Annotated in this window: 28 protein-coding genes and 3 tRNA genes; 10 read left to right on the top strand and 21 right to left on the bottom strand. The window is 70.2% G+C overall.

Annotated elements, in window-relative coordinates; translation table 11 throughout:
- Positions 1 to 56: 56 nt before the first annotated feature.
- Positions 57 to 773 (bottom strand): 50S ribosomal protein L1, encoded by a 717-nt coding sequence (gene rplA / locus ACWZJV_RS17395; RefSeq protein ID WP_008362892.1) that lies wholly within the window; start codon positions 771 to 773, stop codon positions 57 to 59.
- Between the two features lie 62 nt (positions 774 to 835).
- Positions 836 to 1,264, bottom strand: coding sequence for a 50S ribosomal protein L11 (gene rplK / locus ACWZJV_RS17390; RefSeq protein WP_008362894.1), 429 nt, complete (start codon positions 1,262 to 1,264; stop codon positions 836 to 838).
- 237 nt (positions 1,265 to 1,501) lie between these two features.
- Here rplK and ACWZJV_RS17385 point away from each other — a divergent pair, with 237 nt between their 5' ends.
- Complete coding sequence (locus tag ACWZJV_RS17385; RefSeq protein WP_457177424.1) at positions 1,502 to 2,677, top strand: lytic transglycosylase domain-containing protein; 1,176 nt, start codon at positions 1,502 to 1,504, stop codon at positions 2,675 to 2,677.
- A gap of 25 nt (positions 2,678 to 2,702) precedes the next feature.
- Here ACWZJV_RS17385 and ACWZJV_RS17380 read toward each other — a convergent pair whose 3' ends face one another.
- The 5 genes from ACWZJV_RS17380 to ACWZJV_RS17360 form a co-directional block, all read right to left on the bottom strand.
- A complete protein-coding gene (locus ACWZJV_RS17380; protein ID WP_457177422.1) occupies positions 2,703 to 3,872 on the bottom strand; it encodes a hypothetical protein in 1,170 nt (389 codons plus the stop codon).
- Positions 3,869 to 4,378, bottom strand: coding sequence for a SigE family RNA polymerase sigma factor (locus ACWZJV_RS17375; RefSeq protein WP_457177420.1), 510 nt, complete (start codon positions 4,376 to 4,378; stop codon positions 3,869 to 3,871). Before ACWZJV_RS17375 ends, ACWZJV_RS17380 begins: the two co-directional genes overlap by 4 nt.
- A 257-nt stretch (positions 4,379 to 4,635) precedes the next feature.
- The gene (gene nusG, locus ACWZJV_RS17370; RefSeq protein WP_457177418.1) at positions 4,636 to 5,436 is read right to left on the bottom strand and encodes a transcription termination/antitermination protein NusG; all 801 of its coding nucleotides are present in this window, start codon (positions 5,434 to 5,436) and stop codon (positions 4,636 to 4,638) included.
- A 62-nt stretch (positions 5,437 to 5,498) separates the two neighbouring features.
- A complete protein-coding gene (gene secE / locus ACWZJV_RS17365) occupies positions 5,499 to 5,774 on the bottom strand; it encodes a preprotein translocase subunit SecE (RefSeq protein ID WP_008362901.1) in 276 nt (91 codons plus the stop codon).
- A 16-nt stretch (positions 5,775 to 5,790) separates the two neighbouring features.
- Positions 5,791 to 5,863, bottom strand: a tRNA-Trp gene (locus tag ACWZJV_RS17360).
- 129 nt (positions 5,864 to 5,992) lie between these two features.
- On the opposite strand from ACWZJV_RS17360, the gene ACWZJV_RS17355 reads away from it, so the two are divergent.
- The 5 genes from ACWZJV_RS17355 to rlmC are packed head-to-tail and all read left to right on the top strand — an operon-like array spanning position 5,993 to position 10,557.
- The gene (locus ACWZJV_RS17355) at positions 5,993 to 7,276 is read left to right on the top strand and encodes an aminotransferase class I/II-fold pyridoxal phosphate-dependent enzyme (protein ID WP_457177416.1); all 1,284 of its coding nucleotides are present in this window, start codon (positions 5,993 to 5,995) and stop codon (positions 7,274 to 7,276) included.
- Positions 7,273 to 8,322 (top strand): adenosine deaminase, encoded by a 1,050-nt coding sequence (locus ACWZJV_RS17350; RefSeq protein WP_457177414.1) that lies wholly within the window; start codon positions 7,273 to 7,275, stop codon positions 8,320 to 8,322. The genes ACWZJV_RS17355 and ACWZJV_RS17350 overlap by 4 nt, the downstream gene beginning before the upstream one ends.
- 15 nt (positions 8,323 to 8,337) lie before the next feature.
- Positions 8,338 to 9,009 carry a DUF4190 domain-containing protein gene (locus tag ACWZJV_RS17345; protein ID WP_457177412.1) on the top strand — a complete coding sequence of 224 codons (672 nt, stop codon included), beginning with the start codon at positions 8,338 to 8,340 and terminating at the stop codon, positions 9,007 to 9,009.
- A gap of 3 nt (positions 9,010 to 9,012) precedes the next feature.
- Positions 9,013 to 9,426, top strand: a complete 414-nt coding sequence (locus ACWZJV_RS17340) for a DUF4190 domain-containing protein (RefSeq protein WP_457177411.1) — start codon at positions 9,013 to 9,015, stop codon at positions 9,424 to 9,426.
- Positions 9,427 to 9,429: 3 nt separating this feature from the next.
- Positions 9,430 to 10,557: a 23S rRNA (uracil(747)-C(5))-methyltransferase RlmC gene (gene rlmC / locus ACWZJV_RS17335; protein WP_457177409.1), complete on the top strand. Its 1,128-nt coding sequence runs from the start codon at positions 9,430 to 9,432 to the stop codon at positions 10,555 to 10,557.
- 88 nt (positions 10,558 to 10,645) lie between these two features.
- Here rlmC and ACWZJV_RS17330 read toward each other — a convergent pair whose 3' ends face one another.
- Positions 10,646 to 11,020, bottom strand: a complete 375-nt coding sequence (locus ACWZJV_RS17330; RefSeq protein ID WP_457177407.1) for a DUF6223 family protein — start codon at positions 11,018 to 11,020, stop codon at positions 10,646 to 10,648.
- 170 nt (positions 11,021 to 11,190) lie between these two features.
- On the opposite strand from ACWZJV_RS17330, the gene ACWZJV_RS17325 reads away from it, so the two are divergent.
- Both ACWZJV_RS17325 and ACWZJV_RS17320 read left to right on the top strand, forming a co-directional pair.
- A complete protein-coding gene (locus tag ACWZJV_RS17325) occupies positions 11,191 to 12,300 on the top strand; it encodes a sensor histidine kinase (protein ID WP_457177405.1) in 1,110 nt (369 codons plus the stop codon).
- Entirely contained in the window at positions 12,297 to 12,968 is a 672-nt protein-coding gene (locus ACWZJV_RS17320; protein WP_457177403.1) for a response regulator, read from the top strand. Before ACWZJV_RS17325 ends, ACWZJV_RS17320 begins: the two co-directional genes overlap by 4 nt.
- Here the strand turns inward: ACWZJV_RS17320 and ACWZJV_RS17315 are convergent.
- The 11 genes from ACWZJV_RS17315 to ACWZJV_RS17265 all read right to left on the bottom strand — a co-directional run bounded on the left by ACWZJV_RS17315 (position 12,946) and on the right by ACWZJV_RS17265 (position 20,020).
- Positions 12,946 to 13,974, bottom strand: coding sequence for a UDP-N-acetylmuramate dehydrogenase (locus ACWZJV_RS17315; protein ID WP_457177401.1), 1,029 nt, complete (start codon positions 13,972 to 13,974; stop codon positions 12,946 to 12,948). The genes ACWZJV_RS17320 and ACWZJV_RS17315 overlap by 23 nt on opposite strands.
- Positions 13,967 to 14,383 carry a MaoC/PaaZ C-terminal domain-containing protein gene (locus ACWZJV_RS17310; protein WP_196875701.1) on the bottom strand — a complete coding sequence of 139 codons (417 nt, stop codon included), beginning with the start codon at positions 14,381 to 14,383 and terminating at the stop codon, positions 13,967 to 13,969. The genes ACWZJV_RS17315 and ACWZJV_RS17310 overlap by 8 nt, the downstream gene beginning before the upstream one ends.
- Positions 14,383 to 14,790, bottom strand: a complete 408-nt coding sequence (locus tag ACWZJV_RS17305; RefSeq protein WP_196875702.1) for an FAS1-like dehydratase domain-containing protein — start codon at positions 14,788 to 14,790, stop codon at positions 14,383 to 14,385. Before ACWZJV_RS17305 ends, ACWZJV_RS17310 begins: the two co-directional genes overlap by 1 nt.
- A gap of 215 nt (positions 14,791 to 15,005) precedes the next feature.
- Entirely contained in the window at positions 15,006 to 15,176 is a 171-nt protein-coding gene (rpmG, locus tag ACWZJV_RS17300; protein ID WP_091042824.1) for a 50S ribosomal protein L33, read from the bottom strand.
- Positions 15,177 to 15,222: 46 nt separating this feature from the next.
- Positions 15,223 to 15,296: transfer RNA gene (locus ACWZJV_RS17295), tRNA-Met, on the bottom strand.
- Between the two features lie 50 nt (positions 15,297 to 15,346).
- Positions 15,347 to 15,419: transfer RNA gene (locus ACWZJV_RS17290), tRNA-Thr, on the bottom strand.
- Positions 15,420 to 15,492: 73 nt separating this feature from the next.
- Complete coding sequence (locus ACWZJV_RS17285; protein ID WP_457177398.1) at positions 15,493 to 16,923, bottom strand: amidase; 1,431 nt, start codon at positions 16,921 to 16,923, stop codon at positions 15,493 to 15,495.
- A gap of 27 nt (positions 16,924 to 16,950) precedes the next feature.
- The gene (locus tag ACWZJV_RS17280; protein ID WP_457177396.1) at positions 16,951 to 17,628 is read right to left on the bottom strand and encodes an LrgB family protein; all 678 of its coding nucleotides are present in this window, start codon (positions 17,626 to 17,628) and stop codon (positions 16,951 to 16,953) included.
- Entirely contained in the window at positions 17,625 to 18,014 is a 390-nt protein-coding gene (locus ACWZJV_RS17275) for a CidA/LrgA family protein (protein WP_196875705.1), read from the bottom strand. The genes ACWZJV_RS17280 and ACWZJV_RS17275 overlap by 4 nt, the downstream gene beginning before the upstream one ends.
- On the bottom strand, positions 18,011 to 18,943 hold the full coding sequence (locus ACWZJV_RS17270; RefSeq protein ID WP_457177393.1) for an ROK family protein: 933 nt from the start codon (positions 18,941 to 18,943) through the stop codon (positions 18,011 to 18,013). Before ACWZJV_RS17270 ends, ACWZJV_RS17275 begins: the two co-directional genes overlap by 4 nt.
- A 45-nt stretch (positions 18,944 to 18,988) precedes the next feature.
- Positions 18,989 to 20,020, bottom strand: a complete 1,032-nt coding sequence (locus tag ACWZJV_RS17265; protein ID WP_457177391.1) for a pirin family protein — start codon at positions 20,018 to 20,020, stop codon at positions 18,989 to 18,991.
- 102 nt (positions 20,021 to 20,122) lie between these two features.
- Here ACWZJV_RS17265 and ACWZJV_RS17260 point away from each other — a divergent pair, with 102 nt between their 5' ends.
- Positions 20,123 to 21,298 carry a glycosyltransferase gene (locus ACWZJV_RS17260; RefSeq protein ID WP_231380436.1) on the top strand — a complete coding sequence of 392 codons (1,176 nt, stop codon included), beginning with the start codon at positions 20,123 to 20,125 and terminating at the stop codon, positions 21,296 to 21,298.
- A 26-nt stretch (positions 21,299 to 21,324) separates the two neighbouring features.
- A complete protein-coding gene (locus tag ACWZJV_RS17255) occupies positions 21,325 to 21,576 on the top strand; it encodes a hypothetical protein (protein ID WP_457177389.1) in 252 nt (83 codons plus the stop codon).
- Here ACWZJV_RS17255 and ACWZJV_RS17250 read toward each other — a convergent pair.
- On the bottom strand, positions 21,573 to 22,472 hold the full coding sequence (locus ACWZJV_RS17250; protein ID WP_457177387.1) for a DMT family transporter: 900 nt from the start codon (positions 22,470 to 22,472) through the stop codon (positions 21,573 to 21,575). The genes ACWZJV_RS17255 and ACWZJV_RS17250 overlap by 4 nt on opposite strands.
- A gap of 69 nt (positions 22,473 to 22,541) precedes the next feature.
- Positions 22,542 to 24,284 (bottom strand): hypothetical protein, encoded by a 1,743-nt coding sequence (locus ACWZJV_RS17245; RefSeq protein ID WP_457177385.1) that lies wholly within the window; start codon positions 24,282 to 24,284, stop codon positions 22,542 to 22,544.
- Positions 24,285 to 24,543: the final 259 nt, after the last annotated feature.

Here is a 24,543-nt window from a genome sequence, read left to right as displayed (position 1 = left end):
CGCTCGCTCGATCCCTTCGCGTTGCGACCCTGTTCGTTCCTCACAGGATCGCAGGCTCAGGCCTCGTCCTCACCCGCGACGTTCTTGATGCGGTTGGGGTCGACCTGGACACCGGGGCCCATGGTGGTCGAGAGGGTGACCTTCTTCAGGTAGCGGCCCTTGGAGGAGGACGGCTTCAGACGAAGCACCTCCTCGAGAGCAGCGGCGTAGTTCTCAGCGAGCTGAGCCTCGGAGAAGGAGGCCTTGCCGATGATGAAGTGAAGGTTGGCGTGACGGTCGACCCGGAAGTCGATCTTGCCGCCCTTGATGTCGGTCACGGCCTTGGCCGGGTCCGGGGTGACGGTGCCGGTCTTCGGGTTCGGCATGAGGCCACGCGGGCCGAGCACGCGGCCGAGGCGACCGACCTTGCCCATCATGTCGGGGGTCGCGACGACGGCGTCGAAGTCGAGCCAACCGCCGGAGACCTTCTCGATGAGGTCGTCGGCACCGACGACGTCCGCGCCGGCCTCGCGAGCGGCCTCGGCCTTGTCCGGAGCAGCGGCGAAGACGATGACGCGCATCGTCTTACCGGTGCCGTGGGGCAGGCTGACGGTGCCGCGCACCATCTGGTCGGCCTTGCGGGGGTCGACGCCGAGACGCATGACGACGTCAACGGTCTCGTCGAACTTCTTCTTGCTGGAGCCCTTGGCGATCTTGATCGCGGCCAGCGGGGCGTAGAGCTCGTTCTTGTCGAACGTCTCCGACGCCGCGCGGTAGGTCTTGCTGCGCTGCATGGTGATTCCTTCGGTAGTTAAGAGGAGATGTGGTTAGCGAGCCAGCGCGGCTCTCCCACGTATCAGTCGGTGGTGACGCCCATGGAGCGGGCGGTGCCCTCGACGATCTTCATCGCGGCGTCGATGTCCTCCGCGTTGAGGTCGGGCATCTTGGTGGTCGCGATCTCGCGCACCTGGTCCTTGGTCAGCTTGCCGACCTTGTCCTTGTGCGGGACGGACGAGCCCTTCTTGAGGCCGGCGGCCTTCTTGATCAGCTCAGCGGCCGGCGGGGTCTTCGTGATGAAGGTGAACGAGCGGTCCTCGTAGATGGTGATCTCGACGGGGACGACGTTGCCGCGCATGGACTCGGTCTGGGCGTTGTACGCCTTGCAGAACTCCATGATGTTGACGCCGTGCGGACCGAGCGCGGTACCGACCGGCGGGGCCGGGGTCGCGGAGCCGGCCTGCAGCTGCACCTTGACGAGCGCTGCGATCTTCTTCTTCGGAGGCATTCTTGAGATCTCTTCCTTCTCGTGGTCATGACGAAGCCGCTTGTACGTTTCGGCCTCTGCCACCTGCGGTGTTGCTCTCGCAACTGGTCAATTGTCCGTGATCGGTCCGGGTTCACGAAATCAGCGCAGGGCGGCCCACTGAGTGGGACCCCCTGAGTGACGGCCACCACTCCCCTTGGCATACTCCCCCGGGGATTTACAAAGGGAGCTCAATTGTTCAATCGACGTCGTCTGTCCATGTTCGCCGCGCTCGTGCCGCTGGCCGCGCTCTCGGCCGCGTGGACCGCCGCCGCCACCGGAACGGCGTTCGATCCGGTCGAACCCGTGACGCTGCCCGGCGGGGAGACCATGGCGACCTCTGTGATCGACCAGCCCGCGAGCGTCACCGAGCCCGCCCCGGCACAAGGTGCGCGCAAGGGCGCCCGGACCGGCACGATCGCCGTCGCGATGGCGCAGGGAAGCGACATCCCGATGCCTGCCCTGGCGGCGTACCAGCGTGCGGCCGCCGTGGTGACGACCGCCGACCGTGCATGCGCCCTCGACTGGACGCTGCTCGCCGCCGTCGGGATGCTCGAGTCCGACCACGGCCGCCTGAAGAGCAGCCGGCTCGACGACTCGGGCAAGGCCACCCCTCCGATCTACGGCCCCGCGCTGACCACTCCCGCGGGCGACCCTTCCCCCGACACCGACGGAGGCTCCGTCGACAAGCTCTCCAGCGGTGACCGCGCCGTCGGGCCGATGCAGTTCATCCCCACGACGTGGCCGTTGGTCGCCGTCGACGGAGACGGTGACGGCGTACGCGACCCGCAGGACATCGACGACGCCGCCCTCGCCGCCGCGGTCTACCTCTGCTCGGGCGACGAGGACGTCTCCACCGATCGCGGGAAGCACGCCGCGCTCAGTCGCTACAACCAGAGCCAGGCGTATGTCACCACCGTCCTGAAGATCGCCAAGGGCTATGCCGACAGCCCCTACGGCGGTGACGACGTCGAGCTCGCCGCCGCCGCTCCGGCCCACGCCGAGTCCGGCTCCTCCGGCCGCGGACCGAACGCGACGAAGAAGACCGACAAGAAGCCCGCGAAGAAGATGCCGGCGACGACCGCTCCGAAGCCGACCGCCGGCGCCGAGCCCACGGCGAAGCCGAGCTCGAGCCCCTCGACCGCTCCGAGCCCCAGCCCGACACCGACCGACGACGGCAGCTGGGCCTCGATCTCCGAGCGGCGCGGGATCTGTGCCGCCGAGCTCGGCTCCCGCTTCCCCGATCTCGCCGAGGGCTGGGACACCAACCGCGCCGTCGACGCCTGCAGCATCCGGCTGCTCGGCAAGACCGTCACCCAGACCAAGGCCGCCGTGCCCGGAGTCGTCACCGACATCACCGGGTACGTCGAGTGGCTGATCAAGACGCTGCCGTGATCCCGTCACCGATCACTGCTTCCCGCTACTGCTGAACCGAGAGGGACGGCTCCCACGTGCGGCCGCCGTCGGTGGAGGCCAGCACCTCCCCGCCCGGGGCGAGATAGAGCGTGTCACCGACCCGGGCGGCGTCCCAGACCTCTGCACCCTCGCCGAGACCGGTGTCGACCTTCTGTGCGCCGGCCTCGGTGAGCAGGGTCTCGCGCTCGCCACGCAGCAGGATCGCGTCGTCGGTGAGGGCCACCCGATCGTTCAGATGACCTTGCACGCTGCCGAACTCCTGCCACGAGATCAGGTCGGTCGATCGGTACACGGTCGCAGCCGCCTCGTCTGCTCGGCAGAGCGAGAAGACCGCGGTCCCGGCAGGCATCAGACTGTTCTCGCCACTGCACGGGAACGGCAGCTCGGACCAGGTCCGACCACCGTCACGGGTGACCCTCGGCACCGAGGTCACGTTGCCCTCACCCTCGGGCCTCGGCGTGACCACGAGCGCGTCGCCGACCTGGATCAGATCCTGGGCAGCTCCGATCTCGTCGTACGACACCGATGCGAAGCGGTCGCCGTCGAACCGCCACATCGCGCCGGTCGTCGCATCGACCGCCCATGCCGGCCACGCCGGATCGCCGGTGGCAGCCAGCAGGTAGCTGTGCTCGCCCGGCTCCTCACCCGTCATGACGGCCTGCTTCCAGGTTTCGCCGCCGTCGCCGGTGGTCCAGATCCTCCCGCCGCCGGCGGCGGCGGCCCAGCCGCTCCGGCCGTCGGGTGCCATGGCGAGCCGGTCGACGTACTCCTCGGTGAAATCGTGCAGCCGCTCCCAGGTCTCGCCGTCGTAGCGCCACAGCACGCTGCAACCACAGTCCTCCTCGTTGGACGTCACGAGCACCCGGTCCGAAGCGGCCTCGATGGTGAGGGCGTGCGTCGGCCGCACCGGGTCGGCTGTCGCCGAGGAGGACTCCGTCGGCGACGGGGCCGGTGTTGCCGGTTCGGGTGCGGAGTCGTCGCGAGTGCTGAGCAGCGAGCCGCCGACGGCGACCCCGGCGACCAGCACGGCTGCCGCGCCGACCACCCCCGCAGTCCGGCGGACCCGGCGTCGCTGCGCGCCGCGTCGTACCTCTGCCAGCATCTGCCGAGCGGGCGGTTCCGCGGCGATGTCGCGGTCGATCGCGTGGCGGATCTGGTCTTCGAACTGGTTCATCGCTCGTCCTCCCGGTCGGCGAAGGCGGACTGTTGCGCGCGGAGCGTGGTCATCGCTCGGTGCGCCTGGCTCTTGACCGTGCCCACCGAGCAGCCCAGCACCTCCGCGACCTGTGCCTCCGTGAGATCTTCGTAGTAGCGCAGCGCGATCACGGCACGCTGCCTCGGTGGCAGCCGTTTGACCGCCGCCAGCAGCTCGTGGTCGGCCGGCCGGTCGGTGCCGACCGGCTCGCGCAGCTCCGCGAGCGGCCGTTCCCGGTGCAGCTTGCGCCACACCGACACGCTGCGGTTGGCCATGGTGCGCCGTACGAACGCCTCGGGGTCCTGCACCTTCGACCAGTTCAAGAGGGTTCGCTCCAGCGCGTCCTGGACCAGGTCGGCCCCGCGCTGGTCGTCGCCGGCCAGCACCCGCCCGAGCTTGAGCAGATGGGACAGCCTGGCGGTCACGAACTCGGTGAACGCGGCATCGTCTCGCACAGTTGCGCCGGGCGCCCGGGGTCTGGTCATCGCGCACTCACCCGATATGTGACTTCGCTCCATGACCTGGTGACGCACCAGCCGCGCCGATGGTTGTACTGGGCGAGGGTCGCGGCCAGCATGCGTCGCGAAATCGCGGAACGCCCGGGGCTTCGTGCCCGGGCGTTCGGCGTGCTGAGTCTTCTTAGACTGGGTCTCGACCCGCTTACACCGCTTCGCAAGCTCAGCGGTGACGCTCGCTCGACCTCTTCGCGTTGTGACCTGCGACTTCGTCGCAGGTCACAGGCTCAGACCTTCTCGATCTGGTTGAACGAGAGCTCGACCGGGGTCTCGCGGCCGAAGATCTCGACGAGCGCCTTGACGCGCTGCGACTCGGCGTTGAGCTCGGTGATGGTCGCGTGGAGGGTGGCGAAGGGGCCGTCGACGACGGTGACCGAGTCGCCCTCGGCGAAGTCGACGACCTCGACGGGCTTCTTGGCGGTGCCGGTGGCACCGGTGCTGGCGGTCGCGGCCTCACCGGCGGCGGCAGCCTCGGCCTCGGCCTGGGCGACGACGGCGGGGGCGAGCATGTTCTCGACCTCGGTCATCGACAGCGGCACCGGCTGGTGGCTGTGGCCGACGAAGCCGGTCACGGACGGGGTGTGGCGTACGGCGGCCCAGGACTCGTCGGTGAGGTCCATCCGGACCAGCACGTAACCCGGGAGAACGGTGCGCTTGACCATCTTGCGCTGGCCGTTCTTGATCTCCGGGACCTCCTCGGTGGGGACCACGATCTCGTGGATGTAGTCCTCCATGTTGAGGGAGACGATGCGGTTCTCCAGGTTGGACTTCACCCGGTTCTCCATGCCGGAGTAGGTGTGGATCACGAACCAGTCGCCCGGCTTGGCCCACAGCTCACGGCGGAACGCCTCGAGCGGGTCGTCGTCAGCGGCCTCAGGGGCCTCGCCCTCGACGATCTCGTCGAAGGAAGCGTCGTCGGACTCCTCGGCCTCGCCGGCCTCGTCGAACTCGGCCTCTGCAGGCACGTCGGAGGCGGCCTCGGCCGTCTCGAGGACCTCGGTCTCCTCGGTGTAGTCCTGCTCAGACACGTCCTGCTCCAAACCGTTGATTGTGTGTATCGGGTGTGTTCCGCGGGCCGGGGCCCACGCGATCACGCGTCGCGGCCGCCGAACACCCAGAACATCAACTTGCCGAACCCGAGGTCAAGGCCCGCGGTGATCGCCATCATCACGAGGACGAAGACCAGAACCACGATGAAGTACGTCGTGAGCTGGTTCTGCGTCGGCCAGACGACCTTGCGGAGCTCGGCCACGACCTGGCGGTAGAACGTCGGGAGACTGGTGCGCTTCTCCGTCTTCTTGTCGTTCGGAGTCGGGACTGCCTTGCTGTCCGTCACGCCGCCACCTTCTCTCGAAAACGTTTCCATCGCTGGTCCGGCTTTGCAGGGCACGAGGGACTTGAACCCCCAACCTTCGGTTTTGGAGACCGATGCTCTGCCAGTTGAGCTAGTGCCCTACGGAGGTCTGCATCAGACGCGCGGTTGAGGGCGCGGCTAACCATGTGGGAAGACCACCAACGGTGAGTCTACGCACGGGGCGATGGCGGTTCCAAAACCGGGGTGCGATGACCCATAGGATTGCTGGCATGACCTCAGATCCCCGTCCCCTCGCCGAGCTCTCGCGCGAGGAACTCGAAGCGTTCGCAACGGAGCAGCGCACGGCGTACGACAACTTGGTGGCCAAGGGCCTGAAGCTGGACCTGACCCGGGGGAAGCCCTCCGCGGACCAGCTCGACCTTTCCGACGGCCTGCTCCATCTCCCCAAGTCGACGACGGCCCCGGACGGCACCGACACGCGCAACTACGGCGGTCTGGCGGGCGGCATCGAGATCCGTGAGATCTACGCCGAGCTGCTCGGCCTGGAGCCCGACCAGATCATCGCCGGCGGCAACTCGAGCCTCACCATGATGCGCGACACGCTGATGTACCTGTGGCTTCACGGTGGCGTCGACAGCGAGCGTCCCTGGGGTCGCGAGGAGACGGTGAAGTTCATCTGCCCGGTGCCGGGCTACGACCGCCACTTCACACTGCTCGAGTGGTTCGGGATCGAGATGGTCACCGTCCCGATGCACGCCGACGGGCCCGACGTCGAGGCCGTCGCCGCCCTGGTCAAGGACGACCCGACGATCAAGGGCATGTGGCTGGTGCCGACCTACGCCAACCCGACCGGTGACACCACCTCGCAGGAGATCGCCGAGCGGCTCGCGTCGATGCCGACCGCCGCGCCCGACTTCAAGATCTTCTGGGACAACGCCTACGCGCTGCACCACCTCACCCCGGCCGAGACCAAGACCGCCGACGTCGTCTCGCTGGCCAACGCCGCCGGCAATCCCCACCGCCCGCTGGTCTTCGCCTCGACCTCCAAGGTCACCTACGCGGGCGCCGGCGTCGGCTTCTTCGGCGGCTCGAAGGAGAACGTCGCCTGGTGGCTCGACCACCTGAGCCACGGCGCGATCGGCCCCGACAAGGTCAACCACCTGCGGCACGCGGAGTTCTTCGGCTCGGCTGCCGGCGTACGCGAGCACATGGCCAAGCACCGCGAGCTCCTGGCGCCGCGGTTCGCGGCCGTCGAGGACGCGCTCACCGACCAGCTCGGCGCGCTCGGTGTGGCGACCTGGACCAGGCCCGCCGGCGGCTACTTCGTCAGCCTCGACGTGCTCCCGGGCACCGCGACCCGGGTGATCGAGCTGGCCAAGGGTGCCGGCGTCGCGCTGACCCCCGCGGGCTCGGCGTTCCCCGGCAAGGTCGACCCCGAGGACACCAACATCCGCCTCGCCCCGTCCTTCCCGCCGTTGGAGCAGGTCAGCGCGGCCATGGAGGTCGTCACGGTGTGCGTGAAGCTGGCCGCTGCGGAGAAGCTGCTCGCGTGACTTCTGACCGACGCGACCTACGTACGCTGCCGAAGGCGCATCTGCACCTGCACTTCACGGGGGCGATGCGCCACGAGACCCTGCTCGAGCTTGCCACCCGCGACGGGATCCGGCTGCCCGACCAGCTGGTGTCGGAGTGGCCGCCGGCGCTGAGCGCGGCCGACGAGAAGGGCTGGTTCCGGTTCCAGCGGCTCTATGACGTGGCCCGCTCGGTGCTGCGCACCGAGGCCGACATCCGGCGGCTCGTCATGGAGGTCGCCGAGGACGACGTACGCGACGGCGGCAGGTGGCTCGAGATCCAGGTCGACCCGTCGGGCTACGCGGCGAAGTTCGGCGGGATCACGGCCTTCACCGATCTGGTGCTGGACGCCGTCGGCGACGCCGAGCGGGCGACCGGGCTGGGGATCGCGGTGATCATCGCCTCCAACCGCACCCGCCACCCGATGGACGCGCGCACGCTGGCGCGCCTGGCCGGGCAGTACGTCGACCACGGTGTGGTCGGGTTCGGGCTCTCCAACGACGAGCGGCGCGGCCGGACCGAGGAGTTCGACCACGCCTTCCGGATCGCCGAGCGTGCCGGGCTCCGGCTGATGCCGCACGGCGGTGAGCTGCGCGGCCCCGAGCACATCCGCACCGTGCTGCGGTCGCTGCACGCGACCCGTCTGGGTCACGGCGTACGCGCTGCCGAGGACCCGGTGCTGCTCGACGAGATCGTGCGTGCGGGCGTCGCGTTGGAGGTCTGCCCGACCTCCAACGTGTCGCTCGGCGTCTACTCCGACCTCACCTCCGTTCCGCTGCCGCAGTTGCTCGACGCGGGCGCGACGGTGGCGCTCGGGGCCGACGACCCGCTGCTGTTCGGGTCCCGGCTGGCGGCGCAGTACGCGACGATGCGGGCCGCTCACGAGCTCACCGACGAGACCCTCGCCGACCTGGCGCGGATGTCGATCACCGCATCGACCGCGCCCGAGTCGACCAAGAAGGGTCTGCTCGCCGAGGTGGACGACTGGCTCAATACGCCCTCGCAACCCACGGATCCGCCGAGTTAAGACAGAATGTCGGCCATGACGAACCCGTCCGACGATCAGCCCGATCCCAACCAGCCGGCCGACGCCTCCACGCCGCCTCCGCCGACCCCGTCCGAACCGGCTCAGCCCGGGCAGGACGAGTCCGACGCGACCCGGGTGGCGACTCCGCCTGCGTCGACGCCGCCCGCGCCGACCCAGCCGATGTACGGCCAGACCTACGGCGAGCAGCCGGCGAACCCCTACGGCGGGGCGACCTTCGACCAGAAGCCGCCGGTCCCGCCGGCGCCGGCAACGGGCTACGGCCAGACGCCGCCGGCCTATGGCGCTCAGCCGGGCTACGGCCAGGCGCCCTACGGCGCACCGGCTGCGTACTCGGCTCAGGTGGGCACCCCGGACTCCGGCGCGACCACCGCGATGGTCCTGGGCATCATCGGGCTCGCGGGCGGGTTCTTCTGCGGCCTCCCGATCGTGCTCTCCCCCTTCGCCCTCTTCATGGGTCTGTCCGCGAAGAAGCGGATCGATGCGGCCGCCGGCGCCCTCACCGGCCGCGGCAACGCTCAGGCCGGCTTCATCCTCGGCATCATCGGCACCGTCCTGCTGGTCCTGAGCATCCTCGTCATCGCCATCATCATCGTCATCGGCGTCAGCGGCGGTTTCGACGACGGCGGCTACGACAGTGGCTACGAGCCGTACGACAGCGAGTTCTGAGGGATGACGAGCACGCCACCGCCGGGCTATCAGCCGGGCCATCAGCCGGCGCCCTACGGGTTCCCGCCGCCTCCTCCCCACCCCGAGGCCAACTCGGCGATGGTGTTCGGGATCGTGGGCCTGTGCCTGTCGGTCATGTGCGGCGGGATCGGCGTCTTCATCGCACCGTTCGGATGGATCAAGGGCAAGCGGGTGATGGCCGAGATCGACGCCAACCCCTCGGCCTACGGCGGCCGCGGCAACGCGCAGGCCGGGTTCATCACCGGCCTCATCGGGACGATCTTCGGGGCGCTCTACCTGCTCTTCTGGGTCGCCTACGTCATCTTCATCATCGTGATGCTCTTCGTCGTCGCCGAGGAGACCGACCCCACCACGACGTTCGACAGCATCAACGCGATGCTGAGCAGCCGCATCTGACCGATGGACTGCGGCTACTTCACCTCCGACGCCTGCCGCTCCTGCCGCTGGCTGGAGATGGCGTACGCCGACCAGCTGGCGCAGAAGCAGCAGCGGGTCGCGACCGCGCTCGATGCGGTCTGGCCCGGCGCCGTACGTTGGGAGGAACCGGTCTCCAGCCCGGAGGCCGGTTTCCGCAACAAGGCGAAGATGGTCGTCGCCGGGTCGGTGGAGGCGCCGACGCTGGGGATCCTGTCCCACGACGGTCTCGGCGTGGATCTGCTCGCGTGCGGGCTGCACACGCCGGGGCTGCAGGCCGCGCTGCCGGTCCTGTCGCGGTTCGTCACGGCCGCGCGGCTGACCCCCTACTCGGTGCCCGAGCGGCGTGGCGAGCTCAAGCACGTGATCGTCACCGAGGCTCCCACCGGGGAGCTGATGGTGCGCTGGGTGCTGCGGTCCACCGAGGCGCTGGCCCGGCTGCGCAAGCACCTTCCGGCGCTGCTCGACGAGCTGCCGATCGCGGTCGCCTCGGTCAACATCCAGCCCGAGCACAAGGCCGTCATCGAGGGGCCCGAGGAGATCTTCCTGACCGCCCGCGAGGCGCTCACGATGGAGGTCAACGGGATCGGCCTGCGACTGCGGCCGCACTCCTTCTTCCAGACCAACACCGCCGTCGCCGCGGCCCTCTACCGCCAGGCCCGCGACCTGGTCTCCGCGGTGTCACCGGGCTCGGTATGGGACCTCTACTGCGGCGTCGGTGGCTTCGGGCTGCACGTCGCCGCCCCGGGGCGGGAGGTCCTCGGCGTCGAGTCCAGCGAGCAGGCGATCGAGGCCGCCGCCTCGACCGCCGCCGAGCTGGGCCTGTCGGGCACCAGCTGGGTGGCCGGGGACGCGACGGCGTACGCCCTCTCGGCGGGCGCCGCACCCGACCTGGTCATCGTCAACCCGCCGCGGCGCGGCATCGGCTCCTCGCTCGCCGGATGGCTGGAGGAGTCGGGCGTCGAGCACGTCGTCTACTCCTCGTGCAACGTCGACACCCTCGCCCGCGACCTGCGTGACATGCCCTCGTTGCGACCGGTGTCCGCACGTCTGCTGGACATGTTCCCGAACACCGATCACCACGAGGTCCTGGTGCACCTGAAGCGCGCCTGATCCCGACCCGGCGCTGATGTCCCGGAATTTCGCGCCGAGTCGGCGCATCTGTCCCGGGATTCTGGGACAGATGCGCCGACTCGACCTTTCAGCGTGGGACATTTGCGCCGACTCGGCGGGCTCTGCGCAGGGTGACGGCGCCCAGGGCCAGGGCCGCGAGGCCGAGGACGATCGCCATCCCGCCGCCGACGACGCCGTTGCCGGTGCCCGGCCCGCCGTCGGCGACCAAGAGGTTGACCACGCCCACGACCAGGGCGATCGAACCGCAGCCGAGCGCCACGACGGCGCCGTTGCGGCCACGGTTGCCGACACCCCGGACGGCGCGGGACAGTGCCGCCGCACCGGCCACCGCTCCGCCGAACCCGACGAACGCGGCAAGCGTCGCCCAGAGCCGGGCGGTGGTCAGTGTGTAGGCACCGACGTCCGAGCCGGCAGCGTTGACGAGCACATCGTTCAGGGACATGTGAGACTCCTTCGTCGAGTTCCATCGGATGACTCGATCGTCTCGTCGGCGCACCTCCGAGTCGTCCTGCCGACGTGGACTCTTCGGCGCCGTCGCTACTGCGTACGTGGTAGCCGGAAGTCCTACGGGAGACGGACTCGCGCGCGGCGCCGCGGGCATATCCTGCTCGCATGGCCAGGCGGCGGATCACCCTCGGGGACGCAGGTATCGCCGCAGGAGTGGCCGTGGCCCAGCTGGCTGCTGCGCTGAGCGGCGGCCACCCGGGCTCCGGCAACGAGCTGCTCGGCTACGCCGCGCTGGTCGCGAGCGCTCTGGTCCTCGTCGTCCGGCGCCGGGCGCCGGTCGCCGTGCTGGTCGTCAGTGGCGCGTGCGGACTGGCCTTTCAGGCGCTCGGCTTCGACGTCGCGGTGATCGCGTTCCTGGTCGCGGTCTACGCGGCGGTGCGCGAGGGACATCGGCTGGTCACGCTGCTCGCCGCCGTCGTGATGCAGAGCGGACTGTTCCTGGTGGCGTACGCCGCCACGGGCGACTTCGGCGCCGCCTCCGAGCAGGCGCGCGGAGCCCTCGAGATCGCCTGGCTGATCGCGGCGGCCGCCGCCGGCGAGGCGCTCCGGCAGGCCGAGCGGCGGGCCGACGAGGCCGAGCGCACCCGGGAGGCCGCCGCCCAGCGCCGGGCCGACGACGAGCGCCTCCACATCGCCCGCGAGCTGCACGACTCGCTCACCCACCAGATCTCGGTCATCAAGGTGCAGTCCGAGGCCGCCGTCCACGTGGCGCAGCGGCGCGGCGAGGAGGTCCCCGAGTCGCTGCTGGCGATCCGGGAGGCCGGGCGCGAGGCGGCCCGCGAGCTGCGGGCGACGCTGACGGCACTGCGTGACGACGATCCGAACCCGCCGCGGGGGCTCGAGGACGTACGCGATCTGGTGGGGTCCGCCGGAGCCACCGGGCTGGAGGTCACGCTGACCGTCGACGGGCAGCCCGGCACGGTGCCCGTGGCGGTGGGCCGGACGGCCTACCGGATCGTCCAGGAGGCGCTGACCAACGTGACCCGTCACGCCGCGGCCACCACCGCGTCGGTCCGGATCGACCATCGGCCCGGCTCGATCGGCATCCGGGTCGAGGACAACGGCACCGGCGCCCCGGCGGCGACCGTCCCCGGCGTGGGTCTGCTCGGGATGCGAGAGCGGGTCTCCGCTCTCGGAGGTGAGCTGCGGGCACAACCCCGCGAGGAGGGCGGTTTCATGGTCGAGGCGCGGCTGCCGGTGGAGCGTACGTCGTGATCCGGGTGCTCCTGGTCGACGACCAGCCGCTCATCCGGAGCGGGTTCCGGGCCTTTCTCAACCTCGAGGACGACATCGAGGTGGTCGCCGAGGCGGCGAACGGCGTCGAGGCGGTGACGCTCGCCCGCGAGCACCTGCCCGACGTGGCGATGGTCGACATTCAGATGCCGGTCGCCGACGGTCTCGAGGCGACCCGGCGAATCGCCGCCGACCCTTCGCTGGGCGGCGTGCACGTGGTGATCCTGACCAACTACGGGATGGACGAGTACGTCCTCGAGGCCCTACGTGCCGGCGCCGCCGGGTTCCTCGTCAAGGACATCCAGCCGGAGGACTTCGTCCACGCCGTCCGGGTCGCCGCCCGAGGCGACGCGCTGCTGGCGCCGTCGATCACCCGCGCGCTGATCGACCAGTACGTCGCCCAGCCCTCGCCCGCCGACGCACCCCTCGGGCTCGCCGAGCTCACCAACCGGGAGCGCGAGGCGGTCGCCCTGGTCGCCCGGGGCATGACCAACGACGAGGTCGCCGAGACCATGGTGATCAGCGTGCTGACCGCGAAGACCCACATCAACCGGGCCATGACGAAGCTGCACGCGCGTGACCGCGCCCAGCTCGTCGTGATCGCGTACGAGTCGGGGCTGGTCGCGCCTAGAGCTCCACGCCGAGCATGACCGGCTCGTTGACGAGCACGATCCCGTACGCCGCCTCGACCCCGTCACGGACCTCTCGTGCCAGCACGAGGAGATCCTCGGTCGTGCCTTCGCCGCGGTTGGTGAGGGCGAGGGTGTGCTTCGTGGAGAGCGAGACCCTGCCCGCCAGACCCTCGGGCGTGTGGCCCTTCTTGAAACCGGCGTGGTCGATGAGCCAGGCGGCGGAGGTCTTCACGGTGCCGTCGGGCTGCGGGTACGCCGGAGCGCCCTCGGGCACGTCGTCCGGCGCGACCACGGGGTTGGTGAAGAACGAGCCCGCCGACCAGGTGTCGTGGTCGGCCTCGTCGATGACCATGCCCTTGCTGCGACGCAGCGCCAGGACGGCCTCGCGGATCTGCTTGGACGGCACCCGGGTGCCCTGCTCGACGCCGAGGGCGCCGGCCAGCTGGGCGTAGGCGATCGGCGAGCCGGTCTCGCCGTCGGTGCCGAGCCGGAAGGTGACCTCGAGGACCACGTAGCGTCCGAGCACCTCCTTGAACCGCGACCAGCGGTAGCCGAACCCGCACTCCTCCGCGGTGAAGGTGCGCAGCTCGCGAAGCTCGCGGTCGAACACCCTCACCGAGGTGATGGTCTGGGAGACGTCCTGGCCGTACGCCCCGACGTTCTGGATCGGCGTCGCGCCCACGCTGCCGGGGATGCCGGAGAGTGCCTCGACCCCGCTCCAGCCCTTGTCGACGGCGGTGGTCACGAAGTCGTCCCAGGTCTCGCCCGCCGCCACCGTGACGAGTACGCCACCCTCGACCGTCTCCACCTCGACGCCCGTGGTCGCCAGCTTGATGACGGTGCCCGGGAACCCGGCGTCGGCCACGACGAGGTTGCTGCCGCCGCCGAGGACGAGCACGTCCTGGCCCGCCGCGTCGGCCGCGGTCACGGCGTCGATGATCTCCCCCTCGGTCGTCGCGGTGACGAACTCCGCCGCCGGGCCGCCGAGATGGAAGGTGGTGTGGCGGGACAGTGATTCAGACACGTACGGAGACCTTCGGCATACCGAGCACCTTCTGGGCTTCCCCGGTGGTCGAGCTTGTCGAGACCACGGTCAGGGCGATCGTCGCGAGCCCGTCCTCGACCGACTTCACGGTGCCACTGACCGTCACCGACGTCCCCTCGTCGTCGTCCGGCACCACGACCGGGTTGGTGAACTTCGCACCGAAGTCGACGACCTCGGCACCGTCGGTCCACTCCGAGACGGCTCGGGCGACGAGGGCCATGGTGAACATGCCGTGGGCGATCACGCCGGGGAGGCCGACGGCGGTGGCGATCCGGTCGGACCAGTGGATCGGGTTGAAGTCGCCGCTCGCGCCCGCGTAGCGGACCAGCGACGCCCGGGTCACGGGGTAGGTCTTCGGGGCGAGCTCGGCGCCTGCTTCGAGTGTCATCAGGCGACCTCCGCCGCTCGGTGGACCAGGGTGGCGGACGTGGTGCACACGACCGCACCGGAGTCGTCGGTGATCTCCGAGACGGTGCCGATGATGTCGTTGCCGCCGATCTGGCGCAGCGAGGCGACGCTCAGGGTCGCGGTCAGCACGTCACCCGGCGCGATCGGCCGGGCGTAGGAGAACTTCTGCTCGCCGTGCACGATCCGCGACAGCTCCACCTCGACGTCGTCGAGGAACGCGTTCATCGCGTCGAAGGCGAGCACGATCGGGAACGTCGCGGGGACCGGGTCCCCGCTCTCCCAGCCCACACCGGTGGCGGCAGCGAACTCCCGCACCTTCTCGTCGGTGACCCGATAGGGCCTGGTCGGAGGAAACGCGCGCCCTACGAGCGACCCATCAACTGCCATGCGGCCAACTCTAGTGGTCGGCCGAGAAGTCGCCCGCGTCGGCCGAGGCGTCACGTACGTCGGCCGAGATGGCACCGGCCTGACAGCTCGACCGACGGGAGCGACGTCTCGGCCGACCGGGGTGATGTCTCGGCAAAAGAACGAACGCCCCGCCTCCCGGAACTCGGGGCGGGGCGTTCGGAGCGCCGATCAGCGTCGCGCTCTACTGAGATGCTTCAGCGGGTCTCGCGGTGCGCGGTGTGCTTGCGGCAACGCGGGCAGTACTTGTTGAGCTCGATGCGGTCGGGGTCGTTCCGACGGTTCTTCTTCGAGATGTAGTTCCGCTCCTTGCACTCGGTGCAAGCGAGGGTGATCTTCGGGCGAACGTCGCTGCTCTTGCTGGCCACAGGAGTTTCCTTACAGTGCTGATCGAGGTGATGCGGTCTTTGGCGGTAGCGGGGGCGGGGATCGAACCCGCGACCTCACGATTATGAGTCGTGCGCTCTAACCGCCTGAGCTACCCCGCCTCAACAGGAATCAGGCCCGCAGTATTCCTACTGCGGGTCCCGAACTCCAGAGCCCCTTTACGGAATCGAACCGTAGACCTTCTCCTTACCATGGAGACGCTCTGCCGACTGAGCTAAAGGGGCGTTGCGAGAGAGAACATTACGGCACGGCGCGATGGTCAACAAATCGAGAAGCACCCTTCGCTCGGCGACCGCATCACCGCAGGTCAGCGGGGTCCTCGGCGCTCCCGCCGGGCTCCCAGATGCGCGCGAAACCCATCGCTTCCTCGAGCTCGTAGGACAGCTCGAGGAGCATTCGCTCCTGTCCTGGCGCGGCCCCGAACATCATCCCCTGGGGCAGCCCGGCGAGCGTCTGCTGGACCGGTAGCGACACCGCCGGCCCACCGGTGACGTTCTGCCACGGGGTGAACGCGACCCAGTCCATCAGCCGCTTCATCACCAGGTCGTAGGCCTGGCTCGGGGCCAGCCGGCCGACCTCCGGCGTCTCGTGCGCGACGGTGGGCGTCAGGACGACGTCGTACGCAGCATGGAACCCCTCCGCGATCGCCTGCACCTTGCGCAGCCGGACGATGGCGGCCGGAACGTGCTTGGCGTTCCTCATCGTGTGCTGGGCCAGGCCGACGGTGAGGTTGTCGAGTCGCTGCCGGTCCCAGGTCTTGCCGCGCAGCGGGCCGGCGTTGACCAGGGCGACGGCGAGCGTGCCCCAGTAGAGGACGAAGTCGTCGGCGAAGGTCTCGGGCACCGGCGGTGGGACCGTCTCGACGGTGTGGCCCAGCTCCTCGAGCACCGCCGCCGTCTTCATCGTCAGCTCGGCGACCTCGGGGCTGGCCTCGCGCCCGAGCGCGCCGGTGAAGACCGCGAACCGGAGCCGTTTCGAGCCGGGACCGGTGACGTTCCCGATCGGCGGCAACGAGGTGTGGTGCGCCTTCTCGGCCTCCCGGAAGAAGGCGGCCGTGTCTCGGACCGATCGGGTCAGGACGCCGTCGGTGACGATCTTGAGGGGCAGCAGCCCGTAGAGCGGGTCCTGCGGCAGTCGGTCACGGGTCGGTTTGAGGCCGACCAGCCCACAGGCGCCGGCCGGGATCCGGATCGAGCCACCACCGTCGTTGCCGTGGGCGATGGGCACCGCCCCGGCGGCCACCAGCGCACCCGACCCCGCCGAGGAGGCACCGGCCACCCGGCCGGTGTCCCACGGGTTGCGCACCGCCCCGAGCCGCGCGTGCTCGGCGGTGCCCGAGAAGCCGAACTCGGAGAGCTGCGTCTTGCCCAGCGACAGCAGGCCGAGCTTGAAGAGCAGCTTGGTCATCTCGCCGTTGCGTGACGCCGGCGGCATGACGTACGAATCCGTGCCGTTCCTGGTGGGCACCCCGGCGACGTCGGTGTTGTCCTTGATCAGGGTGGGCACGCCCGCGAAGAACCCTGCCCGGGGAGCGCGCGCCTGGACCCGGGCGCGGTCGAAGGTGCGGTAGGCCATCGCGGCGAGCGCGGGGTCGACCGCCTCGATCCGGGCGATGGCCGCCTCGACCGCCTCCACGGTGCTGAGATCACCACGCCGCAGGGCCTCGGCGACCCCGACCGCGTCGAGAGTGCCGAGTACGTCGTCGGTGAAGGCGTGCACTCGAGCCATGAGACCAACGTTAGGGCGTGGGCCGGGTCAGAGGAGGAAGTACGCCGCCAGCGGAACCATGAGACACGTCACGACCGCGGTGAGGCCCATCGCCAGGCCGGAGAAGGCGCCCTCGACCTGGCTCTCCTCCAGCATCCGGGCGGTGCCGATGCCGTGGGAGACGGCGCCGACGGCGACGCCACGGGCTCGCGGGTCGCGGATCCCGAGCAGGGTCAGCACCCGCGGCGCGACCATCGCGGCGATGATCCCGATCACGATGGCGAAGGCCGCCGACAGCTCCGGATAGCCGCCGAGGCGGTCGGTCAGCTCGATCGCCACCGGCGTCGTCACCGCCTTCGGAGCCATCGTCCGCTCGAGCACGTCGCTGCCACCGAGCCAGCGCACCAGCAGGATGCCGCTGACCACCGAGACCACCGCACCGGCGGTCAGTGCGACCAGGACCGGCACCACCATCCCCTTCAGCCGGGAGACCTGGTGGTAGAGCGGGATCGCCAGCGCCACCGTCGCCGGGCCGAGCAGGAAGCTGATCAGCGCGGTGGCGTCGGCGTAGTCGTCGTAGGCCGTGCCGCTGACCGTCAGCAGCGTGCCGACGATCACGATCGCGACCGCCACCGGCTGCGCCAGCGGCGAGTGGGTCCGCTTGCGCAGCCACCGCCCGAGCTCGTACGCCGCCACCGTCACGAACAGCCACAGGATGACGCTCACTCGATCTCCTCCCCGGGCGCGCCCTCGGTGCCGGCGACCGACGGAACCCGGCGGAGGAACAGGCCGAGCACCCAGCCCACCGTGGCCAGTCCGAGGATCCAGGAGCCGAGCAGCGCGACCACGATCGGCACCGCCGCGTCACGGATGACCGCGACGTAGGCGATCACGCCGACGCCGGCCGGGATGAAGAAGAGCTGCAGGTGGGAGAGGAAGTAGTCACCGACCTGGATGACCGGGTCGTCCTCGCCGTCGCGGCGGCGCAGGAGCAGCACGACGAAGAGCAGCAGCATGCCCACCACCGGACCGGGCAGCGGGATCCCGGTCAGCTCCACGATCGCGGTTCCGGCCAGCTGGCACCCGAGCAGCCAGAGCAGGCCGACGATCACGAGGCGATGGATTCGATGGCCATCGCGGCGCAGCCGACCAAGCCCGAGGAGTCCCCGTGCAGCTGGGCCATGAAGGTGAGCTCGCGGGTGGCGATCGGGTTGGCGCGGGCGTAGACGCTCTCGCGCACCCCGGCGGTGTAGAGGTCGAAGGCGCCGGCCATGTCGCCGCCGATGACGACGACCTCCGGGTTGAGCAGGTTGACGGCCGTGGCCACCACCTCGCCGAGCTGTCGTCCGCCCTCGCGCAGCAGCCCGCGCGCCACCGCGTCGCCGGCCAGCGCGGCGGCCACCAAGTCGCGTACGTGACCGGCGGGGACGCCGGAGTCGGTCAGCCGCTGCGCGAGCGCCCAGCCGGACGCGACCGTCTCCAGGCAGCCGGTGGAGCCGCAGCGGCAGGGCCGGTCGCCGGCGGCGTCGATGCGGGTGTGGCCGATCTCGCCGGCGGCCCCGAGCGCACCGGTGACCACCTTGCCGTCGGTGATGATGCCCATGCCGAGGCCGGTCGAGGCCTTGATCACCAGGGCGTTGCGTACGGGATGGTCGGAGTTGAAGAGCTCCGAGCGCGCCAGCGCGTGGGCGTCGTGGGCGAGGATCAGCGGGGCGTCGGTCAGCGAGGTGAAGTAGGGCGCCAGCTGGACGCCGTCCCAGCCGCCCATCGCCGGGGTGTCGATGCTCATCCCGAGATCGGGGTTGACCACGCCGGGAAGGCTCATCCCGATCGCCAGCACCGGCAGATCGATCGAGGCCACCATCTTGGTCATCCGCTCGACGATCTCCGGCATCAGCGCCTCGGCGGAGATACCGACCTCGTGGTCGCGGGTGTCGCCGGCCAGCTCGCGGCCGGCGAGGTCGAAGACCGCCGCCTGGCTACGGCTGCGGCCCACCGCCACGGCCAGCACGACCCCTGGGTCTGCGGATTCGTCACTCACGACTGCAGTCTAAGCACGAGCCGCGACGCCACCTAAGACCGCGAGCTAGGACCGGGAGCGGAGGCGCGCGTTGGGCAGCGGAGGCGCCGGGATGGGCCTCTGGTGGTTGCCCTCGACCACGCCGAAACGCCCCTCGGCCAGCTCCTGGGAGTCCTCGACGACCTCGCCTCCACCGCGGGTGATCTGGTCCTGCCACTCCTGGCGGTAGGCCACGACTTCGTCGTGCGTACGCCCGACGAAGTTCCACCACATGATGATCGACTCGCCGAACGGCGGACCGCCGAGCAGGAGCAGCCGGGTCCACGCCTCACCGGCCTGCAGGACCAGGGTGGTGGCACCCGGAGGCGCGTACGCCAGCGAGTCCTTCTCCACCGTGGCCGAGGCCGGGCCGGACGGGCCCACGCCGGTCATCGAGACCTCGCCCGTGTCCACGAGTACGCCGTGCTCGAACCGGCTCTCGACCGGGATCTCCAGCCGGGCGCCGGGCTCGAGCAGGATCTCGGCGCCGAGGAGCTCGGAGTAGGTGCGCACCGGGGACGTGGAGCCCAGGAGCGAGCCCAGGAAGACCCTGACCGTCGCCCCGTCGCGCTCGATCGGCGTCGGGACGTGGTTCTCGAAGGCCGGCTCGACATCGCGGAACTCGTCCGGCAGCGCGACCCACAGCTGCGCCCCGTGCAGGACAGTCGCCTCGGGCGTCGAGTTCTCCGAGTGGGAGATGCCGCGCCCTGCGGTCATCAGGTTGACCTCGCCCGGGCGCACCATCGCCACGGTGCCGACCGAGTCACGGTGCTCGATCTCCCCGGTGAACAGCCAGGAGACCGTCGCCAGCCCGGTGTGCGGGTGGGGCGGCACCTCCATCCCGCCGGAGACCACGACGTCGTCGGGACCGTAGTGGTCCAGGAAGCACCACGCGCCGATCAGCGAGCGCGCGCGGGCGGGCAGGGTGCGGCGTACGTTCATCGCCCGAGGACCACCCAGAGGCACGTCGCGCGGAGTGATGATCTGGATCTCGACGCCTTCGTCGCCAGTGCCTCCGACACACTCGACGGGGGTGGGGTGCGCGTCCAGGTTGGTCATACCGCAAACGCTACTCCCGAACGTTCGACCCTGAACCAATACGCCACCTCGCCATGCCGACGTCACATCGAGGTCGCCGACGGGCTACCTCGATGCCACACGATGTGGCCCGTGCTCATCGCTCAGCTCGCGAACTTCGTCGGCCCCACGTCCGGAGGGATGAAGACGGCTCTGGAGGCTCTCGCCCGCGGATATGTCGAGGCGGGCCACGACCGGCTTCTCGTCGTCCCCGGCCCGTACGACGCGGTCACCTCGACCGACCTCGGCGAGGTGGTGCAACTGAGAGCGCCACGCGTGGGCGGCGGCTACCGGCTCATCATCGAGCCGTGGCGGGTCACCGACGTGCTGACCCGCTACCGCCCGACGAGCCTCGAGGTCAGCGACAAGTTCACGATGCTGCCGGTCTCGCGCTGGGCCCGGCGGCAGGGCATCGGCACGGTGCTCTTCTCACACGAGCGGCTCGACGAGTACATGCCCACCTACACCGGCATGGACACCACCTCGAAGGTCTCCACCGCGCTGCTCAACCGGATGCTGGTGCGCTCCTTCGACCAGGTGCTGGTCACCTCCGACTACGCCCGGCACGAGTTCGAGCCGCTGGCGGCGACCGTCGGCTGCCCGATCGCGCAGGTGCCGCTGGGCGTCGACCTGGACTTCTTCCAGCCCTCGCCCGGCCACCGCGACGACACCCTGCGGATCGTCCACGTCGGCCGCCTGTCCCGGGAGAAGTCGCCCGATCTCGCCGTCGCCACCGCCGTCGAGCTGCATCGCCGTGGGTTCGACGTACGGATGGACGTCTATGGGGACGGACCGCACCGTGCCGAGATCGAGGCGCTCGCCGCCGGCGCGCCGATCGTCTTCCACGGGCACGTCTCCGACCGCCACCGGATCGCCCGGGCGCTGGCGGAGGCCGACGTGGCGCTCTCGGTCTGCCCGCGCGAGACCTTCGGGCTCGCCGTCCTGGAAGCCCTCGCCAGCGGTACGCCGGTGGTGACCGCCGACCGCGGCGGCGCCCGCGAGCTCATCGACCCCCGGTGCGGAGCCTGGGCCCCTGCCCACCCCACCGCGCTGGCCGACGCGGTGATCGACGTCGCCGAGCGGCCCGTGGCGGCGACCCGCCACGCGGCCCGGGAGCGCGCCGAGCAGTTCCCGTGGTCACGCACGATCGAGCAGATGCTGGAGCTCCACGAGAGCCTCGCGCAGGAGACCGCGCCGACCTATCTCCTCGCTCGTTCGCGGCAGCGGCAGGCGGCCCGGCGGGCTCGGCGTTACGCATGAGCCGTTGACTCGTTAGACCGTTCACCATGAGCGATTCAACGAAAGTCACCGCTGAAGCCGACCAGGTAACACTGCCGCAGCCCACCCACTTCGCCGACTCGTTCGGCCCGGTGTGCAGCGCCTACGGGGAAGATCCGACGACCACCTACGACTACCGCAACGTCACCTGCGGCGACTGCCGGCATGCCGCGCCCTACATCAGCGCGCTGCCCGAGCACCTCAAGCCCAGGTCGACGCGACGGCGCTCCTGGCCGCGGTCGATGCAGGATCGGGCCTAGGGCACGTCCGAGTGGACGCGGATCACGGTCGGCTCCGGCTGCACCGGCGTCCACCGCTGCGCCGAGCGTGACCGGGCGAGCCCGACGATCCCGGTGACCAGCAGGGCCCCGGCGCTCACCGCGACCCACAGCGTGGGGGCGGACGCGCCGAACGCGACAACGGCCGCGACGTACGAGACGGTGGGGTTGGTGATCGTCATCGCCGCCATCGCCCAGGGCAGCGGCCCGGCGGCCAGTGCCGCCTGGGTGAGCACGATGCCGAGGCCGCAGGTGCACAGCAGCCCGTAGAACGCCGGCAGCGTGAGCAGCCCGACGAAGCCGTCGGCGGCGGCCCGGTCGGCGGTGATCTTCAGCAGCACCGAGGTGGTCGCGAACGAGCACCCGGCCGCGACCGCCGTGGTCGCCGCAGCGATCGGCGGCGGGAACCGGTGCGCCACCAGCAGGAGTACGCAGATCACGACCGCCACGCACGCCGCGAAGAGGGCGACGCGGCCGACGTCGGCGTAGGTCCCGCCGCGATGGTCGTCGGTGACCAGCAGGATCACGCCGCCGCAGATCGCGGCCCCGCTGACCCAGTCGACGACCGTCGGCCAGTGGCGCGCGGCGATGGACGCGAAGACGAGCGCGAAGAGCAGCTGGGTGGGCATCACCGACTGCACCACCGAGACCGACCCGAGGTGGAGCGCGACCGCCTGCACCCCGAAGCCGACGGCGTTGATCGCCGCGCCGGTGACCCACAGCGGGTTGCGCACCAGCGCCAGCATCAGCTGCTCGACCCCGGAGATCCCGCCGCTGCGGCCGGGCGCGAGAGCGCTGGCGCGCTGCTGAACGGCAGCGGAGAGCGAGAACAGGACGCATGCGCCGATGGCCAGGCCCACGGCCGCAGCATGATGCATGCTGCGACGCTAGACCTCCCCAGGAAAGCCCACCCGCCGCTCACGCGAGCATCGGATGAACCCTGGGGGTCAGTTCTTCACCTTCGCGCCCATGATCTCGCCGTACTCGACGCCGAGGACCGACGGGTCCCCGTCCTGCGGCACCAGGACCGCGACCGTCACCGCCGTCCGGATCGACAGGTTCTTGCCCGCCCGGCTGCGGAACTCGTCATAGGGCGGGTTCCACTCCCACTCGCTGTCCTGGCCGCCGACGATGGAGTCGGTCGTGAAGTCCAGCATCGCGAGGGCACCCTCGGGCGTCTGCACGATGCGGGTGCTGGTCGTGTCGAAGGGCTCGGCCGTCGTCCTGACCAGGTCGACACCCATGTCCGAGGCGTACGCCGCGATCTCCTCGCCGGGGTCGGCGAGCTTCTTGAACCCGTCGAGGCCGTCGATCCTCGTGGGCTTCTCGAGGTAGGCGTCGATCGTGGCCGCGACCTCCTCGACCTGCTTCGTCACCGCGGCCGAAACAGGCGCCGCTCCCTCGACCTCGGACGGCACTGCCTTCTTCTTGACCCCGAGGCTGCTGTGTACCTTCCAGGGCGAGAGGGCGTCCTGCTGCTCGTAGACGGCCAGCCGGGTCAGCTTCGCCTTCCTCTCGCCCTTGACGTTGACCTCGATGACCGCCCACATCGGGTACTCGCCGAGCTGCACCGACCACACCCGTCCCGGCACGGCCCTCCAGGTGGGCGGGCGATCGCGGACGTCGAAGCTCTTGTTCGCCGCGGAGGTGAGCTGGTCCTTGGCCAGGACCGGTCCGCTGTCGGCCTCGGCCCACGCCTCGCCCTTCCACTTCCCGGGCTGGTTGGCCTTGATCGCCTTGTTGTTGCGCTTGTTCCAGTCCTTGATCAGGTCGGCGACGCCGTCCTTGCGCAGCGAGACCTTGCTGGCCGGTTCGAGCTCGACCGCCGCCGGCATCGAGCAGCCGGTGAGCGAGAGCGTCAGTACGCCGACCCCCGCCGCCACGCCCAGGCGGCGGTAGAGCCCACCGGCGGGCGGTCGTGGCGGTGCGGGGCGCTCCGGGGCGGGCCCGGTCAGGGTCGGCCGAGCCGGCTGCGTCGGCCGGGGCGGATGGGCAGGGTGGATCGGGTGGGTCGGCTGAACGTACGAAGCCGGCGGGCGCGGCGGCTGCCACTGCTCCGGTCGCTCGGGCCTGCCGGTCAGCAGCAGGACCACCGCGCCAACCAGCAGCAGGGCACCACCGCCGGCGACGCCCAGCGAGGCCGCGAAGATCCCGTCGAGCCGATACCCGAAGGCGAGCTTGATCGGTGCGCCGTCCCGGCTCGCGGCCAGGAACGAGACCGGCTCGCCCTCGAGCGTCACGTTCAGCTCCTGCGTACCGGAGCCCGAGACCGTCCCGTGCCACCACGGCGCCTGGGAGGCATCCGGCACCTCGTCCCCCGAGCCCGCGGTGCCGCTGACCCTGGTCAGCGGGGTCCTGGCGATCTCGACGGCCTTGGTGTCCTCGACGACGTCGAGGACGTCGACCGGGTTGCCCACCCCGATGTACGTCTCCCCGATCGCCTCCACGCGCACCGTGACCGGGAGTCGGTCGAAGGCGAACGCCTCCGGCGTGGAGTACGCCGCGCCCTGCTCGATCGGGGTCTCCTTGCCCATCACCACGTCGTCGGGCCCGGCCGCGATGGCCAGACCCGTTCCGAGGAGAACAAGCGGCCCCCCGAGAAGTCCGAGGACAACCGCCAAGAGGACCCTGCCGCCCTTCCTCAACCGATCGGGACCAGGGTTCACGGGTGCGTACGTTGCCGAGCTCATCGAGGCCTTCTTCGTGGGGGTCCCGAGAAGTGGACGCGGCAATCTAGCGTCTCCGGCATCTCGCGCGAAGCGATTAACCCAGCCGGGCACGGTATTACCGGGCAGTATGGAACGTTTACGTTGACTTGGTAACCCCGATGCCGTGTCGCTCGGACAACCGGTCGTTCAGTGTCTTTAGCGTCATGAAGCGGTCACGGACGTGCCGATGCCGATGTCGGCCGAACCGTGACCGCTGATGTTGTTTCAATTCGAATTGATC

This window comes from Nocardioides sp. WG-D5 (assembly GCF_054031175.1).
Note: the sequence above shows the minus strand (reverse complement) of the source record. Positions and strands in the feature narration are given on the sequence as shown.